Origin of the sequence: Lysobacter sp. GCM10012299, from assembly GCF_042649405.1 — a bacterium.
Taxonomy (GTDB): domain Bacteria; phylum Pseudomonadota; class Gammaproteobacteria; order Xanthomonadales; family Xanthomonadaceae; genus Lysobacter_J.
In genome coordinates this window covers 707,957-726,353 of record NZ_JBHRZC010000002.1, presented here as the reverse complement: position 1 = coordinate 726,353, position 18,397 = coordinate 707,957, and the positions used below count along the sequence as shown (strand labels likewise).

Here is an 18,397-nt window from a genome sequence, read left to right as displayed (position 1 = left end):
CATCCTGAACAGGAATCGCCGCTGCCATGCCCATGCGCCTACCCCGCAGCCATGTCGTCTGGCCCGCCGTGATCGCGATCGCGCTGTTCGTCCTGCGGCTCTTCAGCAACCAGCACTACGGATTCCACCGCGACGAACTGGCGCTGCTCGATGATGCGCGCAGCCTGGCCTGGGGCTACGTCGCCTACCCGCCACTGACGCCGGCGCTGGCGCGGACCTCCCTGGAACTGTTCGGTGACTCGCTCAGCGGCTTCCGTGTTTTCGCGGCGCTGGCACAGAGCATTGCCGCCGTGCTCGCCGGCCTGATCGCACGCGAGATGGGCGGCACGCGCGCCACGCAGATCGTCGCTGCACTGTTCACTGCACTGGCACCGTTCTCGATGGTGTCCGGCGGGCTGATGCAGTACGTCAGTTTCGACTACCTGTGGTGGGTGCTGCTGGCCTGGCTGATGCTGCGGCTGGTCAACAGCGGCGACGCGCGCTGGTGGCTGGCGATCGGCGCCGTCATCGGCGTGGGCATGCTGACCAAATACACGATCGTGTTCTGCGTCGCCGGCATAGTGATCGCGACCGTGGCGACGCCACTGCGCGCGCACCTGCGCAGCCGCTGGCTGTGGCTCGGCGTGGCGCTGTCACTGCTGCTGTTCCTGCCCAATGCGCTGTGGCAATGGCGGCACGACTTCATCTCGCTGGATTTCCTGCAATTCATCCACGCGCGTGACGTGCGCATCGGCCGCACGCGCGACTTTCTGGTGGAGCAGCTGTACGGCAACGCCGGCCTGATGGCGTTGCCGGTCTGGTTTGCCGGCCTGGTGTGGCTGACGCTGTCCAAGGCGGGCCGACGCTACGCGGTAGTCGCATGGATGTACCTGATACCGCTGCTGCTGTTCGTGATCGCCCAGGGCCGCTCCTACTACCTGGCCGGGGCCTATCCGATGCTGCTCGCAGCCGGTTGCGTCGCGATCGAACAGTTCCTGCACCGGCAAGGACCGCTGCGCGCCGGTTACGCACTCACCGGCACGGGCCTGCTGACCGTATGGGTGACGGTGATGGCGATTGGTAGCGGACTGATCGGCCTGCAGTTTGCCGAAGTCAATTCGACCGGCTGGCGCATCAGCCGCGCCGCACACGACAACTTCGCCGAGCAGATCGGCTGGCCGGAGCTGGTGGAGGAAGTCGCCCGCATCTACCACGCACTGCCGCCCGCCGAGCGCGAGCACACCGCGGTGTTCACGAACAACTACGGCGAGGCCGGCGCGATCAACCTCTACGGTCCGAAACTCGGTCTGCCGACGGCGATCAGCCCGGTCAATTCGTACTGGTACAAGGGCTATGGTGCGACCCCGCCAAAGACGGTGATCGTGCTGGGTGATTCACCCGAGGACATCGCCGATGCCCCGGCCCACTGCGAGTTCGCCGGTCGCATCCGCAATCGCTACAACGTGCCCAACGAAGAATCGGAAGACCACCCTGACATCTTCATCTGCCGCGACCTGCGCATCCCGTGGCCGCAGGCGTGGCCGAAGATGCAGAAGTTCGGCTGACGCGATCGACTCAGCCGTTGCCGGCGAGCGGCACGCCTAGCGGGATGGCGCCCTTGCGTTCCTGCAGGCCGAGACCGTAGCGCAGGCTGTAGCCGATCTTCTCGGCGTGTTCGCGTGCGAGCGCGGCGTGCTCGGGTGCAAGCAGTGAGTCCGCGGTCGCCTGCCACAGCGCCAGCCACTGGTCGAAATGCTCGGGACGGATCGGGTGCGGCCGGTGCGCGGCCATGGGCTGGCCGCGATAGCTGCGCGTGCCCAGCAACACCGACGACCAGAACGACGTGAGCAATCGCTTGTGCTCGGGCCAGTCATCGATGGCGGCGTTGAAGACCGGGCCCAGCTCCGGATGGACGCGTACCTGCTCGTAGAAGCGGTCCACGAGGGTTGCAAGCTGCTGCTCGTCGAGCGGTGTGGAGTGGCTCATGGCCTTCAACTGGGGGTTTGCAGTATGGAAATCAAGGTCCATGGATTCCCGCCTTCGCGGGAATGACGGGCCAAAAACGCAGACGTGGCAACGAAATGCCGAAGCGTCGTTCGACGGGTCGGGGATTGATCCGCAGCGGGACATGGATGTCCCGCGCCCCGCATCAGACAGGATGTCTGACTAAGGGGCGGAGCAATCCCCGGCCCGGCGGACGACGCCGCTCCGCAGACGAAGACCCAAAAGACGAAGGCCCAAAAGACAAAGGCCGGCAAAATGCCGGCCTCGTCTGTAACGCAGAAGCAGCGTGCCTTACTTGGCAGCGACAACCTTGACCATCTCGAGGCACTTGTTCGAGTAGCCCCACTCGTTGTCGTACCAGCTGACCAGCTTCACGAACGTGCCGTCGAGCGCGATGCCAGCCTCGGCGTCGAAGATCGACGTGCGCACGTCGCCGCGGAAATCGGTCGCCACGACCTTGTCCTCGGTATAGCCCAGGATGCCCTTGAGCGCGCCTTCCGACTGCGCCTTCATCTCCGCGCAGATCTCCGCGTAGGTCGCCGGCTTCTCCAGCTCGACGGTCAGGTCGACCACCGACACGTCCGAGGTCGGCACGCGGAACGCCATGCCGGTGAGCTTCTTGTTGAGCTCCGGAATGACCACGCCGACAGCCTTGGCTGCACCCGTGCTGGACGGAATGATGTTTTCCAGGATGCCGCGACCACCGCGCCAATCCTTGTTGGACGGACCATCGACAGTCTTCTGCGTCGCCGTGGCAGCGTGCACCGTGGTCATCAGGCCGCGCTTGATGCCCCACTTGTCGTTGACCACCTTCGCGATCGGCGCCAGGCAGTTGGTGGTGCACGAAGCGTTGGAAACGATCGCCTCGCCGTTGTACTTGGTGTGGTTCACGCCGTAGACGAACATCGGCGTGTCGTCCTTCGACGGCGCCGACAACACGACCTTCTTCGCGCCGGCATCGAGATGCTTCTGCGCGGTGGCCTTGTCGAGGAACAGACCGGTCGACTCGATGACGACGTCGGCGCCGACCTCGTCCCACTTCAGGTTGGCCGGATCGCGCTCCTGGGTCAGGCGGATCTTCTTGCCGTTGACCAGCAGCGTGTTGCCCTCGACCTTCACGTCGCCCTTGAAGCGGCCGTGGACGGAGTCGTAGCTGAGCATGTAGGCCAGGTAGTCCGGCTCCAGCAGGTCGTTGATGGCGACGATCTCGATCTCGCCATTGAAGTTCTGCACGGCCGAGCGCAGCACGTTGCGCCCGATGCGGCCGAAGCCGTTGATACCAACCTTGATGGTCATAGCTGGAAAACTCCTGCAGCCGCGCCCGGCGCGGCGGATGGACGGGGAACGCCCATTCTAACAGGCCCATCCGCGGGCCCGGGGTCAGAGGGCGCGCAGGATTCAGGAGCACCCCGGGCGACTCGAAAAACGGCCGCTTTGATCCGAATCAAGCGCGTCCGCGGCCCCCTGCAGACACTGGAGCCCTCCCGCAACGAGGCTCCTCAACCATGCAAAAGCTGCTTCTTTCCTGCGCCGCCGCGCTGATCCTGGGCACCGCCACGCTGCCCGCCCTGGCCCAGACCGCCGGCGACTGGTCCCTGGGCATCGGCATTCACACGGTAGACCCCAAGTCCGACAACGGCCGCCTGGCCGGCGGAACCCTCGACGTCGACGTCGACCGCGACATCAAGCCAAGCCTGACCTTCGAATACTTCGTGCGCGACAACCTCGGCGTGGAAGTACTCGCGGCCTGGCCGTTCGACCACGACATCAACATCTCCGGCCTGGGCCGCGTCGGCAGCACCAGACAGCTGCCGCCAACCGTCTCGCTGCAGTACCACTTCAACGGCCAGGGCCGGATCGCGCCGTTCGTGGGCGCGGGCATCAACTACACCGCGTTCTTCAGCGAGGACACCACCGGCGCGCTGGCCGGCAGCAAGCTCAAGCTTGATGACTCCTGGGGCCTGGCGGCGCATGCCGGCGTCGACTTCGCGGTCGGGCAACGCGGCGCGATCCGCATCGATGCGCGCTGGATCGACATCGACAGCGACGTCGCGCTCGATGGCGCCAGGCTGGGCACGGTCGCGATCGACCCGATCGTCTATGGCGCGGCGTACGTCATGAAGTTCTGATCGCGGGGCCCAGTTCCGCAGGGAACACCGCGAGACGCAAAGGCCTGACATCGAAGGTCGGCTAAAGTGCGCGCCATGATCAGAGCCCTTACCGCCTTCCTGCTTGTCCTCAGCCTCCTGCCCGCCCCCGCTGCCGCGTGGGGCCGGCTCGGCCATCGCCTCGTGGCGTCGCTGGCCTGGGACGGAATGACCCCGGCGGCCCGCGCGGCCGCCCTGCAACTGCTCGAAGGCGAGCCCGAGCCGACCCTGGCCGGCATCGCCAGCTGGGCCGACGACCTGCGCGAGAACGATCCCGACCTGGGCAAGCGCACCAGCAAGTGGCACTACGTGAACATCGCCGAGGACGGCTGCGTTTACGAGCAGACGCGCCATTGCCGCAATGGCGACTGCGTGGTCGAGGCAATCCGCGTGCAGACCGCGATCCTCGCCGACACCAGGCGACCGAAGGCCGAGCGACTGCAGGCGCTGAAGTTCGTCGTCCACTTCATCGGCGACGTCCATCAGCCGCTGCATGCCGGCTATGGGCACGACAAGGGCGGAAACGATTTCCAGGTGAACCTCGACGGCGGCGGCAGCAACCTGCATTCGCTCTGGGACAGCGGCATGCTCAAGAACACCGGCCTCGACGAACCCGCGTATCTGGCGCGACTGCGTGCCCTGCCGGCACCGGCGCTGACACCCGGCAAGCCCTTGCCGCCGCAGGCCGTGGCCTGGGCCGAGGCGTCCTGCGCGATCGTCCGGCGTCCGGGCCTGTATCCGGCCAAGGCCAAGATCGGCCCGGATTACCTGCAGGCATGGCGCCCCGTGGCCGAGGCGCAGCTGCGCCTTGCCGGCGCCGAACTCGCCGCGACCCTCAACGCGGCGCTGGTCCGGCGCTGACGGTCGGACCGGCCTAGACTGCCGGCACGGATCCGCCACGGGCACGACGATGAACCCCCACGTCCAGCCGTTCTTCCACGCCGACAGCAACACCTGGAGTTACGTCGTGCACGAACCCGCCGGGCACGGCGCGGCGGTGATCGACGCAGTCCTGGATTTCGACGCCAAGGCCGGGCGCACCTCGACGGTGTCGGCACGGAAGCTGCTCGACTACGTGCGCGACCACGACCTGCAGGTGCAGTGGATCCTGGAAACGCACGCGCACGCCGACCACCTCAGCGGCGGCCATTGGCTCAAGTCGCAGTGGCCGCAGGCCAGGCTGGCGATCGGCCAGGGCATCCGCACGGTGCAGAAGACCTTTCGCCCGATCTTCAACCTCGGCGAACACTTCCCGGTCGATGGTTCGCAGTTCGACCACCTGTTCGAGGACGGCGAAGTGTTCCGCATCGGCACGCTGGAAGCGCGCGTCACCGCGGTGCCCGGGCATACCTGCGACAGCAGCGCCTATCTCATCGGCGATGCACTCTTCACCGGCGACTCGCTGTTCATGCCGGATGCCGGCACGGCGCGCTGCGATTTCCCCGGCGGCGATGCGCGCACACTGTTTCGCTCGATACGTCACCTGTTCCATACCCTGCCCGACGACACGCGCGTGTTCGTCTGCCACGACTATGGCCCCGGCGGCCGCGAAGTGGCGTGCGAGACCACGATCGGTGCGCAGAAGCGCGACAACATCCATGTCCGCGACGGCACCGAGGAAGACGCGTTCGTCGCGCTGCGCGAAGCGCGCGATGCAACGCTGGCGATGCCTGCACTGATCCTGCCCGCGGTGCAGGCCAACATCCGCGCCGGCGCATTGCCGCCGCCGGAAGACAACGGCGTGCGCTACCTCAAGATTCCACTGGACCTGATCTGATGGACATGCCCTGATGCCCACCGCGTTCACTCCCGTTTCGTCCCTCATCGGCGGTGCGCTGATCGGACTGGCCGCCACCTGGCTGCTGCTGTCGCTTGGCCGCATTGCCGGCATCAGCGGGATCGTCAACAGCGCGGTCGCTGGCGAACCCGGACGCGGCTGGCGGTGGTCGTTCCTGATTGCGCTGGTCGTCGCCGCCGGCATCTGGTTCGCATGGTCGGGCACGCCTGGCCGCCAAGACTTCCCGCTGCCATGGCTGATTGCCGGCGGCCTGCTGGTGGGGTTCGGCACGCGCCTTGGCAACGGCTGCACCAGCGGACATGGCATCTGCGGGCTGGCGCGGCTGTCGAAACGCTCGCTGCTGGCGGTGCTGGTGTTCATGGCGACCGCGTTCGCCACGGTGTATGTCGTGCGCCACGTGCTCGGAGGTGTTGCATGAAGCCGATCGTCCACGGCGCCATTGCCGGGGCGCTGTTCGGACTGGGCCTGGCGGTATCGGGCATGACCAACCCGGACAAAGTGCTCAACTTCCTCGACCTCGCTGGGCATTGGGACCCGTCGCTGGCGCTGGTGATGGGCGGTGCGCTCGCTGTTGCCCTGCCGGGTTTCGCCTTGACGCGACGCCGCGGCTGCACGTTGTCGGGCGAACCCATGCCAGCGCCGCCGACCACGACTATCGACCGTCGCCTGCTGCTCGGCAGCGCGCTGTTCGGCATCGGCTGGGGCATCGCGGGCTACTGCCCCGGCCCGGCCCTTGCCAACCTCGCACACGGCACGGTGGAGGCGGTTGTATTCGTCGTCGCGCTGCTGGCAGGCTCGCAGCTTGCCCGCCTGGTTGCGCGCACGTGAGGGCGACTCTTGGCGACGCCTACACACGCAGCGCATAGGCTGTCGCCATGAACGAACGCCCCGCCCCCACGCTGCTCGACTCGCTCGACGACGCCGTCGAGTTCCTGCTCGCTGCCCGCCATGGCCCGCTGCATGTCGGCGCGCCGCTGGGACTGGGCAAACCGCATCGCCTGCTCAACGCGCTGTACGCGCGCATCGAGAACGATCCGTCGCGTCCCCTGCACCTGTACACCGCGCTGTCTCTGGACCCGCCCGGCGGCGGCAAGGGCCTGGAAGCCCGCTTCATCAAGCCTTTCGCACAGCGCCATTTCGGCGACGACTTCCCGCGCCTGGCCTACGTGCAGGCCGCCAAACGCGATGCGCTGCCGGCGCACATCGAAGTGGAGGAGTTCTACCTGCAGTCCGGTGCGATGCTTGGCTCGACCCAGGTGCAGCGGCGCTACGCCAGCCTCAACTACACCCACGTCGCGCGCGCCCTCGCCGACCGCGGCGTCAACGCCATCGTGCAGAAGGTGGCGCGTTCGGCGGACGGCACCAGGGTGTCGCTGTCGTGCAACACCGACCTCACCTTCGACGCGGTCGACGCGATCGCGGCACGCGGCCTGCCGCGACCGCTGCTGATCGCCGAAGTCGACCCGGAGCTGCCCTGGCTCGGTGGCAGCGCGGAAGTCGATGCCAGCTACTTCGACGCCATCGTGCAACCACCCGGTCCCTACCCGAAACTGTTCGGGCTGCCACGGCAACCGGTCAGCGACGTCGACTACGCGATCGGCTTCCACGCCAGCACGCTGGTGGTCGACGGCGGCACCCTGCAGATCGGCATCGGCGCACTGGCCGATGCGTTATGCCACGCCCTCGTCCTCCGCCATACCGACAACGCGGCCTACCGCTCGGTGCTGCGCGCACTCGGATCGACGCAGGCCGAAGACCCCGCGCTGGCGCCATTTGCGCAAGGCCTGTACGGCTGCAGCGAAATGATCAACGAAGGCTTCCGCCGCCTGGTGGAAGTCGGTGTGCTGTCGCGCAAGGTCATCGACGATCGCGCCTTGATGCAACGCATTGCCGACGGCCACGCCAGCGCGGATGACCTGGCACGTCTGCAACACGAAGGCGAGTTCCTGCACGGCGCCTTCTACCTTGGCTCACCGGACTTCTACCAGTGGCTGCGCGATCTCGGCGACGACGAGCGTCGCGGAATCGGCATGAAGCGCGTCGGCGAGGTCAATGAACTCTACGGCGGCGACGAGGCCCTGGAACGACTGCAACGCCGCGACGCGCGCTTCTTCAACACCTGCATGATGGCAACCGCATTGGGCTCGGCCGTGTCGGATGCGCTCGAGGACGGCCGCGTCGTCTCCGGCGTCGGCGGCCAGTACAACTTCGTGGCGATGGCGCACGCACTGCCCGACGCACGCTCGGTGCTGCTGCTGCGCGCCAGCCGCGAGGCCCACGGCGAGACGACGTCCAACATCGTCTGGAACTACGGCCACACCACCATCCCGCGGCACCTGCGCGACATCTACATCACTGAGTACGGCATCGCCGACGTGCGCGGGCGCAGCGACGAGGACTGCGTCATGGCGATGGCGGCCATCTGCGACGCGCGCTTCCAGCAGACGTTGCTGGACACCGCCCGCGGCGCCGGCAAGTTGCGCCGTGATTTCGCCTTGCCTGCAGCCGCCGCTGGCAACACCGCACTGTCGTTGCAGACCGCGCTGCAACCGCATCGCCGCAACGGCACCCTGCCCGACTACCCGCTTGGCAGCGACTTCTCCGAAGTCGAACAGCGGCTGGTGAAGGCACTGGGATGGCTGAAGACGAATACCGCGACGCGATCCGGAAAACTGCGCACGCTCTGGCGCGCACTGTCGGCGAGCGAAACCGACCGCGAGGCGCTGCAGCGCATGGGGTTGGACGCGCCTTCAAACCTGGGCGAACGGATCGAAGCGCGCCTGATGAATCTCGCGCTGGCGCAGGCGGCGAGCGAGTGTTGAGGGTCGAGCAGAGCCACGTCCATGGATCCCCGCTTTCGCGGGGATGACGGGCCAGGGGCGACGCCGCCCCGCAGCCAGCAACCCCTCAACGAAAGAAGCGGCCGAAGCCGCTTCTTTCAACAAACGCTACACGCAGCGAAAGATCAACCCAGCGCGCGCGCCGCCTCGACCACCTTCTCCACCGTGAAGCCGAACTCCGGGAACAGCTTCTCCGCCGGCGCCGACGCACCGAAATCGTCGATGCCGATCACCGCACCGTCCAGGCCCACGTACTTGTGCCAGAAACCGGTAACGCCCGCCTCGATCGCCACACGCTTGCGGCAATCGCGCGGCAGCACCGACTCACGGTACTCCGCATCCTGGCGATCGAACACATTGGTCGACGGCATCGACACCACGCGCACCTTGTCACCGAGCTGCGCCGCCGCATCCATTGCCAGGCCCACTTCCGAACCCGTCGCGATCAGGATCACCTCCGGCGCACCGTTGGAATCCTTCAGCACATAACCACCGCGCGCGATGTCGGCCACCTGCTGCTCGTTGCGCTGCTGGTGGGCCAGGTTCTGGCGCGAGAACACCAGGCAGCTCGGACCATCACTGCGCAGGATCGCCGCCTTCCAGCAGGCCGCCGACTCGACCGCATCGCACGGACGCCACAGATCGTTGTTCGGAATGTAGCGCAGCGACGCCATGTGCTCGATCGGCTGATGGGTCGGACCGTCCTCGCCCAGGCCAATGGAGTCATGCGTATAGACATGGATCGCATGCGCACCCATCAGCGCACTCATGCGCACCGCGTTGCGCGCGTAATCGCTGAACACCAGGAACGTCGCATCGTACGGAATGAAGCACTCGTGCAGGCCCAGGCCATTGCTGATCGCGGTCATCGCGAACTCGCGCACGCCGTAATAGATGTAGTTGGCGTTGGGATCGTTCGTGGCAACCGACTTGCTGCCCTTCCACAACGTCAGGTTGGAATGCGCCAGGTCGGCCGAACCGCCGATCAGCTCCGGCAGCAACGGCGCATACGTCTCGATCGCCAGCTGCGACGCCTTGCGCGAAGCGATCACCGGGCCTTCGGCCTGGAGCTTGGCGATGTAGGCGTCCGCGGCCTCGACGAAGCCCTCCGGCAGATCGCCGCTGATGCGACGGGTCAGCTCGGCGGCAAGGTCCGGGTACTGGCTCTTGTAGGCGTCGAACAACTGGTTCCAGTCCGCTTCGCGCTGCACGCCGGTGCTGCGCACGCGCCAGCCGTCGTAGATCGCCTCGGGAATTTCGAACGGGCCGTACTCCCAGCCCAGCGCCTGGCGCGTGGCGGCGACTTCGTCCTTGCCCAGCGGAGCGCCGTGCGAGGATTCTTTGCCGGCCTTCGCAGGTGAACCGTAACCAATGGTGGTGCGGCAGCAGATCAGGGTCGGCTTGTCGGTCGACTTCAGCGCGGTCTCGATCGCGGTCTTGATCTCCGCGGCGTCCTGTCCGTTGACGCCACGCACCACATTCCAGCCGTATGCCTCGAAGCGCGCCGGCGTGTTGTCGGTGAACCAGCCATCGGTGTTGCCGTCGATCGAGATCTTGTTGTCGTCCCAGAACGCGACCAGCTTGTGCAGGCCCCAGGTGCCGGCCAGCGACGCGGCCTCGTGCGAGATGCCTTCCATCAGGCAGCCGTCACCCATGAACACCCAGGTGCGGTTGTCGACGATGGTGTGCTCTGGCTTGTTGAAGCGCTGCGCCAGCAGCTTCTCGGCGAGCGCCATGCCGACGGCATTGGCGAAGCCCTGGCCGAGCGGACCGGTGGTGGTCTCGATGCCCGGCGTCATGAAGTTTTCCGGATGGCCCGGCGTCTTCGAATTGAGCTGGCGGAAATTCTTCAGCTCGTCGATCGACAGGTCATAACCGGACAGGTGCAGCAGCGCGTACTGCAGCATCGAACCGTGGCCGTTGGACAGCACGAAGCGGTCGCGGTTGAACCAGTTCGGGTTGTTGGGGTTATGGCTGAGGTAGTCGTTCCACAGCACCTCGGCGATGTCGGCCATGCCCATCGGCATGCCCGGATGGCCCGAGTTGGCGGCCTGGACGGCGTCGATGGCAAGGAAGCGGATGGCGTTGGCTAGTTCGCGGCGGCTGGGCGTCGTCATGGCGTCGGGGCGGGTCTTCGGCTGCGGGGAGGGGCCCTTGCGCGAGACCTGGCGATCGAAGCCGGGCCGGGCGGGCCAGCCATTGTCCCATTGACACGCCGCCCTGTCGCCCCGGCGCGCGGCCGGGGGCAGGAATGGCAAGCGGGGCAGCGGACCGCCCCCGCCGGCGGCCTAGGCCGCGGCCGGTTCGGCCGGCACTTCCGCCGGCTCGCCGCGCGAGACGACGGTGGCGAGCATCAGGTCGCCGGTGACGTTCAGCGTGGTCCGGCACATGTCGAGGAAGCGGTCGACGCCCAGGATCAGGCCGATGCCCTCCGGCGGCACCCCGACCATGCCGCAGATCAGCGCCACCACCGGCAGCGAGCCGGCCGGCACGCCGGCGGTACCGATGCCGCCGAGGATGCAGACGAACATCACCGTGGCCTGCTGCACCAGGGTCAGCTCGACCCCGAAGAACTGCGCCAGGAACAGCACCGTGACGCCCTCGAACAGCGCCGTGCCGTTCTGGTTGGCGGTCGCGCCGACGGTCAGCACGAAGCGCGAGACCCGGCGCGGCAGGCCGAGCTGCTCGTCGGCCACGCGCAAGGCGGTCGGCAAGGTGGCGTTGGACGAGGCGGTGGAGAACGCCATCACCATCGCTTCCTGCACGCCCTTGAAGAACTTCCTGGGCGAGTAGCCGCCGGCGAACTTCAGCACCAGCGAATAGACCACGAACATGTGCAACGCCAGCGCGAGCACGACCACGCCGACATACGCGCCGAGGCTGCCGAGCAGCTCCCAGCCGAACAGCACCGCCAGGTTGAACATGAAGCAGAACACCGCGTACGGCGCCAGCTTGATGACCATGCCGATCAGCGTCATCGACACCTCGAACAGGCCTTCGATGGCGCGCTGCAGGGTTTCGGTGGCCTTGGTGCGGGTGAGCACGAGGCCGATGCCGAGCATCAGCGCGAAGAACATCACCGCCAGGATGGTGTTGTCGGCGGCCGCCTTGACGATGTTGTCGGGAACGATCGCCATCAGCATGTCCAGGCCCTTGGGCTGGACGTGGGTACTGCCGACGATGGCGCTGGCGCGCTCTGAGCCCTCGCTGAGCAGTTGCTGCGCGCGCACCGGGTCGACGCCCGCGCCGGGTTGCAGCCAGTTCACCAGCAGCAGGCCGAGGAGCACCGCGATGCCCGAGACGACCACGGTGTAGCCGAGCGTGCGCCAGCCGATGCGGCCCAGCGCGCGCACGTCGCCCATTTCGGCGACGCCAATGACCAGCGCCGAGAACAGCAGCGGGATCACCAGCATGAAGATCAGGCGCAGGAACAGCGTGCCGGCGGGCTGGGTGACGTAGGTCGTGAAGGTCTTGACCCAGGCCGTGTCGGCGCCGACGCCGTAATGCACGACCAGGCCCAGCAGCAGGCCAGCGACAAAGCCGATCGCCATCTTCCAGTGCAGCGGCAGCTTGCCCTTGCCGGCGCTGGTGTTCGAATCACTCATCCTGCAACTCCTCGGGGAACCGCGCGAGCTTAGCAAACCGGCCCGAGCCCCCCGGAGTCAGCGGGTGTCGGCAGCAAGTGCGGGCGATGGCCGAACGGCTGGCGCGGGCGGTCCGCGCTCAGGCGCCATGGCCTCCGGAAGGGCCGGACGGGCCAGTCGGGCCGGCCGGATAAAGCGGCGGCAGCGGCGAAGGACGGTCGGCAGTCCGTTCCCGCCAGCGCGGGCCGGACGCGAAGACGTTGCGCAGCGTCTGCCGTGCGGCCACGCCATCGCCCCCGCCCCATCGCGCCCGCTGCAACGCCTGCACGGCGTCGCGCTGATCGTCGTCGGCCAGTCGCGCGATAACGTCGTCCAGGTCACGCGCGCGTGGCTGCGCGGCCGCGCACAACGCATCGGCGACGTCGCCGAGCGCACCGCGATCGAGCGCCTGCTTGAGACCGGTCGTAGTCGAAGGAGACGACGGTGCGAGTGCGCCGGCAGGTGTTTCGGTCGCCGTCCGCGCATCGCCGCGATGCAGGCCCCACACCAGCGTGAAGAGCCACAAGGCCGCGAACAGCAGCGTCGCAAGCACCCAGCCACGGCTTGCGCCCTGGATCGCCTGCAGTGGCGAACCGGGGTCGGCGGACACGTCGGTTTGCGTCGGCGCGGCGGTCACCGGACCCGTGCCGGCCGTCGGCGCAGCGGCTGCTGCTGCCTGCGCAGTCCATGACAGTGCCGGCAGCGTCGCCGAGCGCACCATGCCGGCGCGCACGTCCCACCAGTCCAGGCGCATGCCGGCCAGTTCGACCTTGCCCGTGCGCGAAGGCACCAGCGAGAAGCGCCGGGTCAGTTTCGCCCGCGGCCTGCCATCGATGAAGCGTTCATCGGCCTGCACCGGCTCTGCGAATACTTCCACGCCCGCGATCGCCGGCAACTGCAGTTCGGGCATCTGCGCGGCGGTGGCGCCGTCGGCGACGGCTTCAACGACCAGCGTCGCCGCCGCGCCTGCGCGCAGGTCCTGCGGCGTGGACTGGTAACGAAGCTGGAGGTCCTGCAGCGGCAACCACGGCTGCGGTGCATTGGCCGGCACCGGGCGCACCTGCAGCAGGCGCGGTGCTGCCTGCGCCCGCAGTGCGCCACCGTTGCCACCGAACAGGTCGTCGAAGAAGCCGCCGGCACCGCGCCCTTCGAAGCTGGCCGGCGGGATCGTCAGCGCGCCGCTGCGCTCGGGCACCAGCAGGAAGCGGCGCTCGACCACGCTGTAACGACGCCCGCCGACGTCGCGCTGGTACTGGGCGTCGTCGCCGACTCGCTGCAGCGAGGCCCCTTCGGGTGCGGGCTGGTCGAGCTGTCCTGAAACCAGCGGCGCGGCCGAGTACAGCCTGACCACCCAGCCGACCGATTGCTGCACATACGGGTCGCTGTCGTCGGCTTCGCTTTCGATGAACACCTCGTCACCGGCGCGGGCCGGCGCGCGTCCGCCATCGGGCGTGACCACCAATGGCAGCGGTTGCGTCTGCTCGCTGCCCAGGCTCAGCACGGGCACGGTCAGGACGCCGTCGCGCCGCGGTCGCAACGCCACCGCGTAGAGCAGGCGGATGCTGTTGCGGCCGTTGGCCCTCACCAGTTCGCGCCTGCTGGTATGGCCGCTCACCGAAAAATCGGCCTGCAATGGCGTGTAGTCCGGTTCGGCGGCGTTGGGCGACGTCGTTTCGATATTGAGCGTGACCGTTTCACCCAGGGCGATGCGATCACGATCCAGCCAGGCACGAGTCTGCGCCGATGCCGCCATGCTCAATGTCGACAGCAGCAGCCAGATCGCCATGCGCACCAGGGTGCGCGGCGACCAGCGCCGATGCATTGCACTCATTGCTGCGGCATTCATGGCTGCGGCACTCATGGCTGTCCTTGACCCTCCGTCAATCTACGCTCCTGCTCGATCCTGAATTTCTCGCGCAGCAGGCTGCCCGGATCATCGGGCACGCGTCGCAACCATGCCTCGTTGGCCAGGCGTTGCTCGCGCTGCTGCGGGGTTTCGTTGGCCAGTTCGGCACGACGCTTCGCCTCTGCCTGGCCGTTGCGCTGTTGCTGCTGCAGGGCACGCTGCATGCGCTCGCGCTGGGCGGCATCGGCCTGGCGCTGGGCCTGCGCATCGGCGGGCTTCGCCGACTGCTGTGCCTGCGACTGTTGCGACTGTTGCGGCTTGCCCGGTTGCTGTTGCCCCTTGCCGGGCTGCTTCGAGGGACTGCCAGGAGAATTCTGCGACGGCTGTGGCTGCCCCGACTTCGAGTCGTTCTTCGATTGCGATGACTGCCGCTTCATCGCGGCCTCGACCGCGCGCTTGTTGGCCTGTGCATCGTCCATGCCCGGGTGCCGCTTCAATGCTTCGTCGTACGCTGCGATCGCCTCGGGGTACTGGCCGGTCTTGGCCAGCGCGTTGCCGCGGTTGTAGTGCGCGTCGGCGCTGTCCGCGTCGCCGAACAACTTCGCTGCCTCGTCGAAATCGCCGCGCCGGTATGCCTGGGAAGCCTCCTCCATGTGCGCATGATCGACCTGGTCGGCGCGCCGCCACAGGTTCGCCGCATGCGCCTGCGACATGGGCCATGCGAAGCAGAGCGCCAGCACGGTCAGTGCCGCGCGCCGACGGAACGCAAACAGCGCCAGCAACATCAGCGGCGGCAGCAGCCAGTAACCCTGGTCCTGCCATGCACGCCCCTTGCCCTTGGCGATGCCCGCCTCGTCCTGACCGGGATCCAGGATGCCGAGCTTGCTCAGGTCGTCGTCGCCGGCAGCAAGCGCGGCGTACCTGCCGTCGCCGGCGGCGGCCACCGCGCGCAGAGAAGCGGCATCCAGCCGCGCCTGGCCGAAGCTGCCGTCGGTACGACGGTATGGTGCGCCGGTTGCTGTACCTATGCCCAATGCGAAGACGCGATAGCCCTGTTTCGCCGCGCGCGCCGCGGCGTCGCGTGCAGCGGGATCCGCCTGCGCGGTGAGCAGGACGATGTCGCCACGGTCGAATCCGCCACGCTTCAGCAACTGCGCCGACCAGTCGATCGCGCGATCAGCGCGCTGGCCGTCGACCGGCATCACGTCAGGCGCCAGCGCATCGAGGAACAGCGCGACGTTGGCGACGTCCTCGGTCAAGGGCGCGACCGTGAACGCATCGCCGGCGTAAGCGACCAGCGCCACCTGCCCTGCCGCGCGCTCGCGCAGCAGCGTTGAGACCTTGGCCCGCGCCTGCGCCAGTCGTGACGGCGGCACGTCGGCTGCCGTCACCGCACTCGACAGATCGATCGCGATCACCAGTGGCGCGCGGCTTTGCCACAGCGGTTGCGGTGTCTGCCGCCAGCTCGGCCCGGCCAATGCCAGTATCGCAACGACATAGGCCAGCGCCGCCAACCCGCTCGCCCAGCGTGTCCGCATGTCGCTGCGCTGCGCCAGCAGGTGCGGCAACAGGTGCGCATCGACCGCGTCGTGCCAGGCACTGGCGCGACGACGGCGCAGTGTCCACAACCCTGCCAGCAACGGCAGCGCCAGCAGCGCCCACAACCAGTGCGGTCGCAGCAGGTGCAACGTTGCGATGTCGATCCCGGCAAGCGTGCTCATGCCAGCCTCCGTCGCGGCCAGGCGAACGCGAGCAGCGCGCAGGCCAGGGCCGCCGACAACGGCCAGTGATAGCGCTCGATGCGCGGCCGCAGCGCCTGGCCCGGTTGCCGGATGGGTTCGATGCGATCGATCTCGGCATAGATGTCGACCAGCTGCGACGTGTCGCGGGCGCGGAAGAAGCGGCCACCGGTGGTCTTGGCGATCGCGCGCAGGCCCGGCTCGTCGATCTCGTCGCCGGCGCCTGGCATCGGCATCGGCAGGCCGAAGAACGACAGCGACCCTTCGCCGCCGAAGGCGATGGTGTGCACGCGTACGCCTTCGGCGCGTGCGATCTGCGCGGCCTTGGCCGGCTCGAGCAGGCCGGCGGTGTTGACGCCGTCGGTCAGCAGCACCAGCACGCGCTGCTCCGCGGGTCGGGACTTCAGGCGCTTCACCGCGAGGGCGATGGCGTCGCCAATCGCGGTTTCCTGCCCGGCCAGGCCGATCACGCTGTCGTTGAGCTGCTCGCGCACGGAGTCGAGGTCGAGCGTGAGCGGCGTCAGCGCGTAGGCACGGCGACCGAACACGATCAGGCCGACGCGATCGCCGCCGCGGCGATCGAGGAAATCGGCGAGCACGGCCTTGGCGGCCGTCAGGCGATCGACACTTCGCCCGCCCAGGTCCATGTCCGGCTCGCGCATGCTCGCCGACAGATCCAGTGCCAGCATGAGGTCGCGTGCGACCTGCGGCGGCTGCACGGGTTCACCGAGCTGCTGCGGCCGCGCCGCGGCCACGCAAAGTAGGATCCAGCCCAGCCACAGCAGCAGACCGGTGCGACCGCCGACACTGCCGCGGCGGCCGGCTGCGGCAACCCGCTGCAGGCGCTCGCCGTACGGCACCTGCAAGGCCGCTCCGGTGCCGCGCGCGGCGGGCAGCAGCCATCGCGCCAGCAATGGCAATGGCAGCGCCAGCAACCACCAGGGCCAGGCGAATGCGTCGGCGAGTCGCGTCAACGTCGCGAGCAGTTCGTCGATCATGTCGCGCCCATCCACTGCAGGAAGCGCGAACGCGCCAACGGTCGCAACGATTGCACGTCCGCCATCGTGACGTCGCGCCGGTAACCGCCGTCGAGCAGGAGGCGACCGGCGCCGCGGGTGAAGTCGCTGTTCGCTTTCGCGCGTGGCTTTGTCTTGCCACCGGCATCGAGGAACGCAAGCCACGCCTCGCCCTGCAGGCGGTCGGCATCGGCTGCCTGCCGCCGCGCTGCGCGGCGGAGGAGTTCCGACATCGCGGCCACCTGCGCTGCCGGCGAACCGGCGGCATCGACGCTGCCATCGAACAGTTCGGTGATGGCGCGCAGGCGTCGGCGTCGGCGCAGCCGCACCCATGCCACCGCCGCGCATAGCAGCAACACCGCGGCGGCCAGCAGCCACCAGCCGGGCGCCGGCGGCCACCACGGCGGTGCCACGTGCGCATGGATGTCGCGCAGGACCAGTGCGTTCGCGCCCATCACGCCACCAGCGGCCGGTTGCGGCCGAGCAGCGGCAGCCAGGATTCGCTTGCCGCCTGCGTCGACAACGCCTGCACGCGCACGCCGGCGGCAGGCAGTAGTGCCAGTGCTTGCTCGACTGGCCTCGCGAACTCGTTGCGCCATGCCTGTCGTTGCGATGCCGAGGCCAGGTCGAGCTCGATCCGCGCCTGGCCGTCCTGGAATGGCAACGGCGACTTCGGTGGTGACTCTTCGAGCGGATCGGTCAGCAGCAGCACGATCACCTCATGGTGCTGCGAAAGGGCTGGCCAGCGCCGCGTCGCGATGGCGGCGACGCTCTGCGGATCGGCCAGCACCAGCAAGCGCGACCCGGGCCGCAACAGCCGCTGGGCATGGTCCAGTGCGACATCCAGGCCGGCGTCGTCCTGCGGCGGCCGCGTGTACCAGCGCACCAGCGCATCGAGCACGCGCAGCGCACCGCGGGGCCCCGCGGCGGGCGCCACCGGTGCCTCGACACGACTGCCGCGCAGGGCGGCGATGCGGTCGCCGTCGCGAACGCCCGCCCACGCTGCAATGGCGCCTGCACGTGCCGCCTGCACCGACTTGAAGCGCACGCGCGTGCCGAAGTAGAGCGCCGGCGCGGTGTCGGCGACGATCAGGCTGAGCCGTTCGCGCTCTGCCTGGAACAGCTTGGTGTGCGCGCGGCCGGTACGCGCCGTCAGGCGCCAGTCGATATGGCGGGCATCGTCGCCACTGGAGTATTCACGCGACTCGGCGTATTCCATGCCACGACCGCGCAGCGGCGACAAGGCATGTCCACTGACACCGAATCGCCCGCGACGCGCCTGGCCGTGCGCGGTGACGGCGGCGCGCAGCGCGACCAGCTCCGCCAGAGACGGCGTGATGCCGTTGCCCGGGGTCGCGTTGTCATCGCCTGCGCGCATCGAGGTCATCGCATCCACTCCGAGCCA

The 18,397-nt window shown here is 68.2% G+C and carries 16 protein-coding genes; 7 read left to right on the top strand and 9 right to left on the bottom strand.

What is annotated here, in order from left to right:
- Positions 1 to 32: 32 nt before the first annotated feature.
- A complete protein-coding gene (locus ACFOPO_RS07545; RefSeq protein WP_386702471.1) occupies positions 33 to 1,544 on the top strand; it encodes a glycosyltransferase family 39 protein in 1,512 nt (503 codons plus the stop codon).
- Positions 1,545 to 1,554: 10 nt separating this feature from the next.
- Here the strand turns inward: ACFOPO_RS07545 and ACFOPO_RS07540 are convergent, their stop codons facing one another.
- Entirely contained in the window at positions 1,555 to 1,965 is a 411-nt protein-coding gene (locus ACFOPO_RS07540; RefSeq protein WP_386702469.1) for a group III truncated hemoglobin, read from the bottom strand.
- Between the two features lie 309 nt (positions 1,966 to 2,274).
- Complete coding sequence (gap, locus tag ACFOPO_RS07535) at positions 2,275 to 3,279, bottom strand: type I glyceraldehyde-3-phosphate dehydrogenase (RefSeq protein WP_200604127.1); 1,005 nt, start codon at positions 3,277 to 3,279, stop codon at positions 2,275 to 2,277.
- 209 nt (positions 3,280 to 3,488) lie between these two features.
- Between gap and ACFOPO_RS07530 the strand changes: the two genes are divergently transcribed.
- The 6 genes from ACFOPO_RS07530 (at position 3,489) to ACFOPO_RS07505 (ending at position 8,750) form a co-directional block, all read left to right on the top strand.
- Positions 3,489 to 4,112 (top strand): OmpW family protein, encoded by a 624-nt coding sequence (locus ACFOPO_RS07530; protein ID WP_386702467.1) that lies wholly within the window; start codon positions 3,489 to 3,491, stop codon positions 4,110 to 4,112.
- A gap of 75 nt (positions 4,113 to 4,187) precedes the next feature.
- Positions 4,188 to 4,991 carry a S1/P1 nuclease gene (locus ACFOPO_RS07525; protein ID WP_386702465.1) on the top strand — a complete coding sequence of 268 codons (804 nt, stop codon included), beginning with the start codon at positions 4,188 to 4,190 and terminating at the stop codon, positions 4,989 to 4,991.
- 49 nt (positions 4,992 to 5,040) lie between these two features.
- A complete protein-coding gene (locus ACFOPO_RS07520) occupies positions 5,041 to 5,907 on the top strand; it encodes an MBL fold metallo-hydrolase (protein ID WP_386702463.1) in 867 nt (288 codons plus the stop codon).
- 13 nt (positions 5,908 to 5,920) lie between these two features.
- Entirely contained in the window at positions 5,921 to 6,346 is a 426-nt protein-coding gene (locus ACFOPO_RS07515) for a YeeE/YedE family protein (RefSeq protein ID WP_386702461.1), read from the top strand.
- Entirely contained in the window at positions 6,343 to 6,756 is a 414-nt protein-coding gene (locus tag ACFOPO_RS07510) for a DUF6691 family protein (RefSeq protein ID WP_386702459.1), read from the top strand. The genes ACFOPO_RS07515 and ACFOPO_RS07510 overlap by 4 nt, the downstream gene beginning before the upstream one ends.
- 47 nt (positions 6,757 to 6,803) lie before the next feature.
- On the top strand, positions 6,804 to 8,750 hold the full coding sequence (locus tag ACFOPO_RS07505; RefSeq protein WP_386702457.1) for an acetyl-CoA hydrolase/transferase C-terminal domain-containing protein: 1,947 nt from the start codon (positions 6,804 to 6,806) through the stop codon (positions 8,748 to 8,750).
- Positions 8,751 to 8,893: 143 nt separating this feature from the next.
- Here the strand turns inward: ACFOPO_RS07505 and tkt are convergent, their stop codons facing one another.
- The 7 genes from tkt to ACFOPO_RS07470 form a co-directional block, all read right to left on the bottom strand.
- Positions 8,894 to 10,885: a transketolase gene (tkt, locus tag ACFOPO_RS07500; protein ID WP_386702455.1), complete on the bottom strand. Its 1,992-nt coding sequence runs from the start codon at positions 10,883 to 10,885 to the stop codon at positions 8,894 to 8,896.
- Between the two features lie 171 nt (positions 10,886 to 11,056).
- The gene (locus ACFOPO_RS07495) at positions 11,057 to 12,373 is read right to left on the bottom strand and encodes a dicarboxylate/amino acid:cation symporter (RefSeq protein ID WP_386702453.1); all 1,317 of its coding nucleotides are present in this window, start codon (positions 12,371 to 12,373) and stop codon (positions 11,057 to 11,059) included.
- A gap of 118 nt (positions 12,374 to 12,491) precedes the next feature.
- Positions 12,492 to 14,222, bottom strand: a complete 1,731-nt coding sequence (locus tag ACFOPO_RS07490) for a BatD family protein (RefSeq protein WP_386702451.1) — start codon at positions 14,220 to 14,222, stop codon at positions 12,492 to 12,494.
- 26 nt (positions 14,223 to 14,248) lie between these two features.
- Positions 14,249 to 15,958, bottom strand: coding sequence for a tetratricopeptide repeat protein (locus tag ACFOPO_RS07485; RefSeq protein ID WP_386702449.1), 1,710 nt, complete (start codon positions 15,956 to 15,958; stop codon positions 14,249 to 14,251).
- Positions 15,955 to 16,974, bottom strand: a complete 1,020-nt coding sequence (locus ACFOPO_RS07480) for a vWA domain-containing protein (RefSeq protein WP_386702447.1) — start codon at positions 16,972 to 16,974, stop codon at positions 15,955 to 15,957. The genes ACFOPO_RS07485 and ACFOPO_RS07480 overlap by 4 nt, the downstream gene beginning before the upstream one ends.
- Positions 16,971 to 17,447, bottom strand: a complete 477-nt coding sequence (locus ACFOPO_RS07475; RefSeq protein ID WP_386702445.1) for a DUF4381 family protein — start codon at positions 17,445 to 17,447, stop codon at positions 16,971 to 16,973. Before ACFOPO_RS07475 ends, ACFOPO_RS07480 begins: the two co-directional genes overlap by 4 nt.
- On the bottom strand, positions 17,447 to 18,379 hold the full coding sequence (locus tag ACFOPO_RS07470; RefSeq protein WP_386702443.1) for a DUF58 domain-containing protein: 933 nt from the start codon (positions 18,377 to 18,379) through the stop codon (positions 17,447 to 17,449). Before ACFOPO_RS07470 ends, ACFOPO_RS07475 begins: the two co-directional genes overlap by 1 nt.
- Positions 18,380 to 18,397 lie beyond the last annotated feature (18 nt).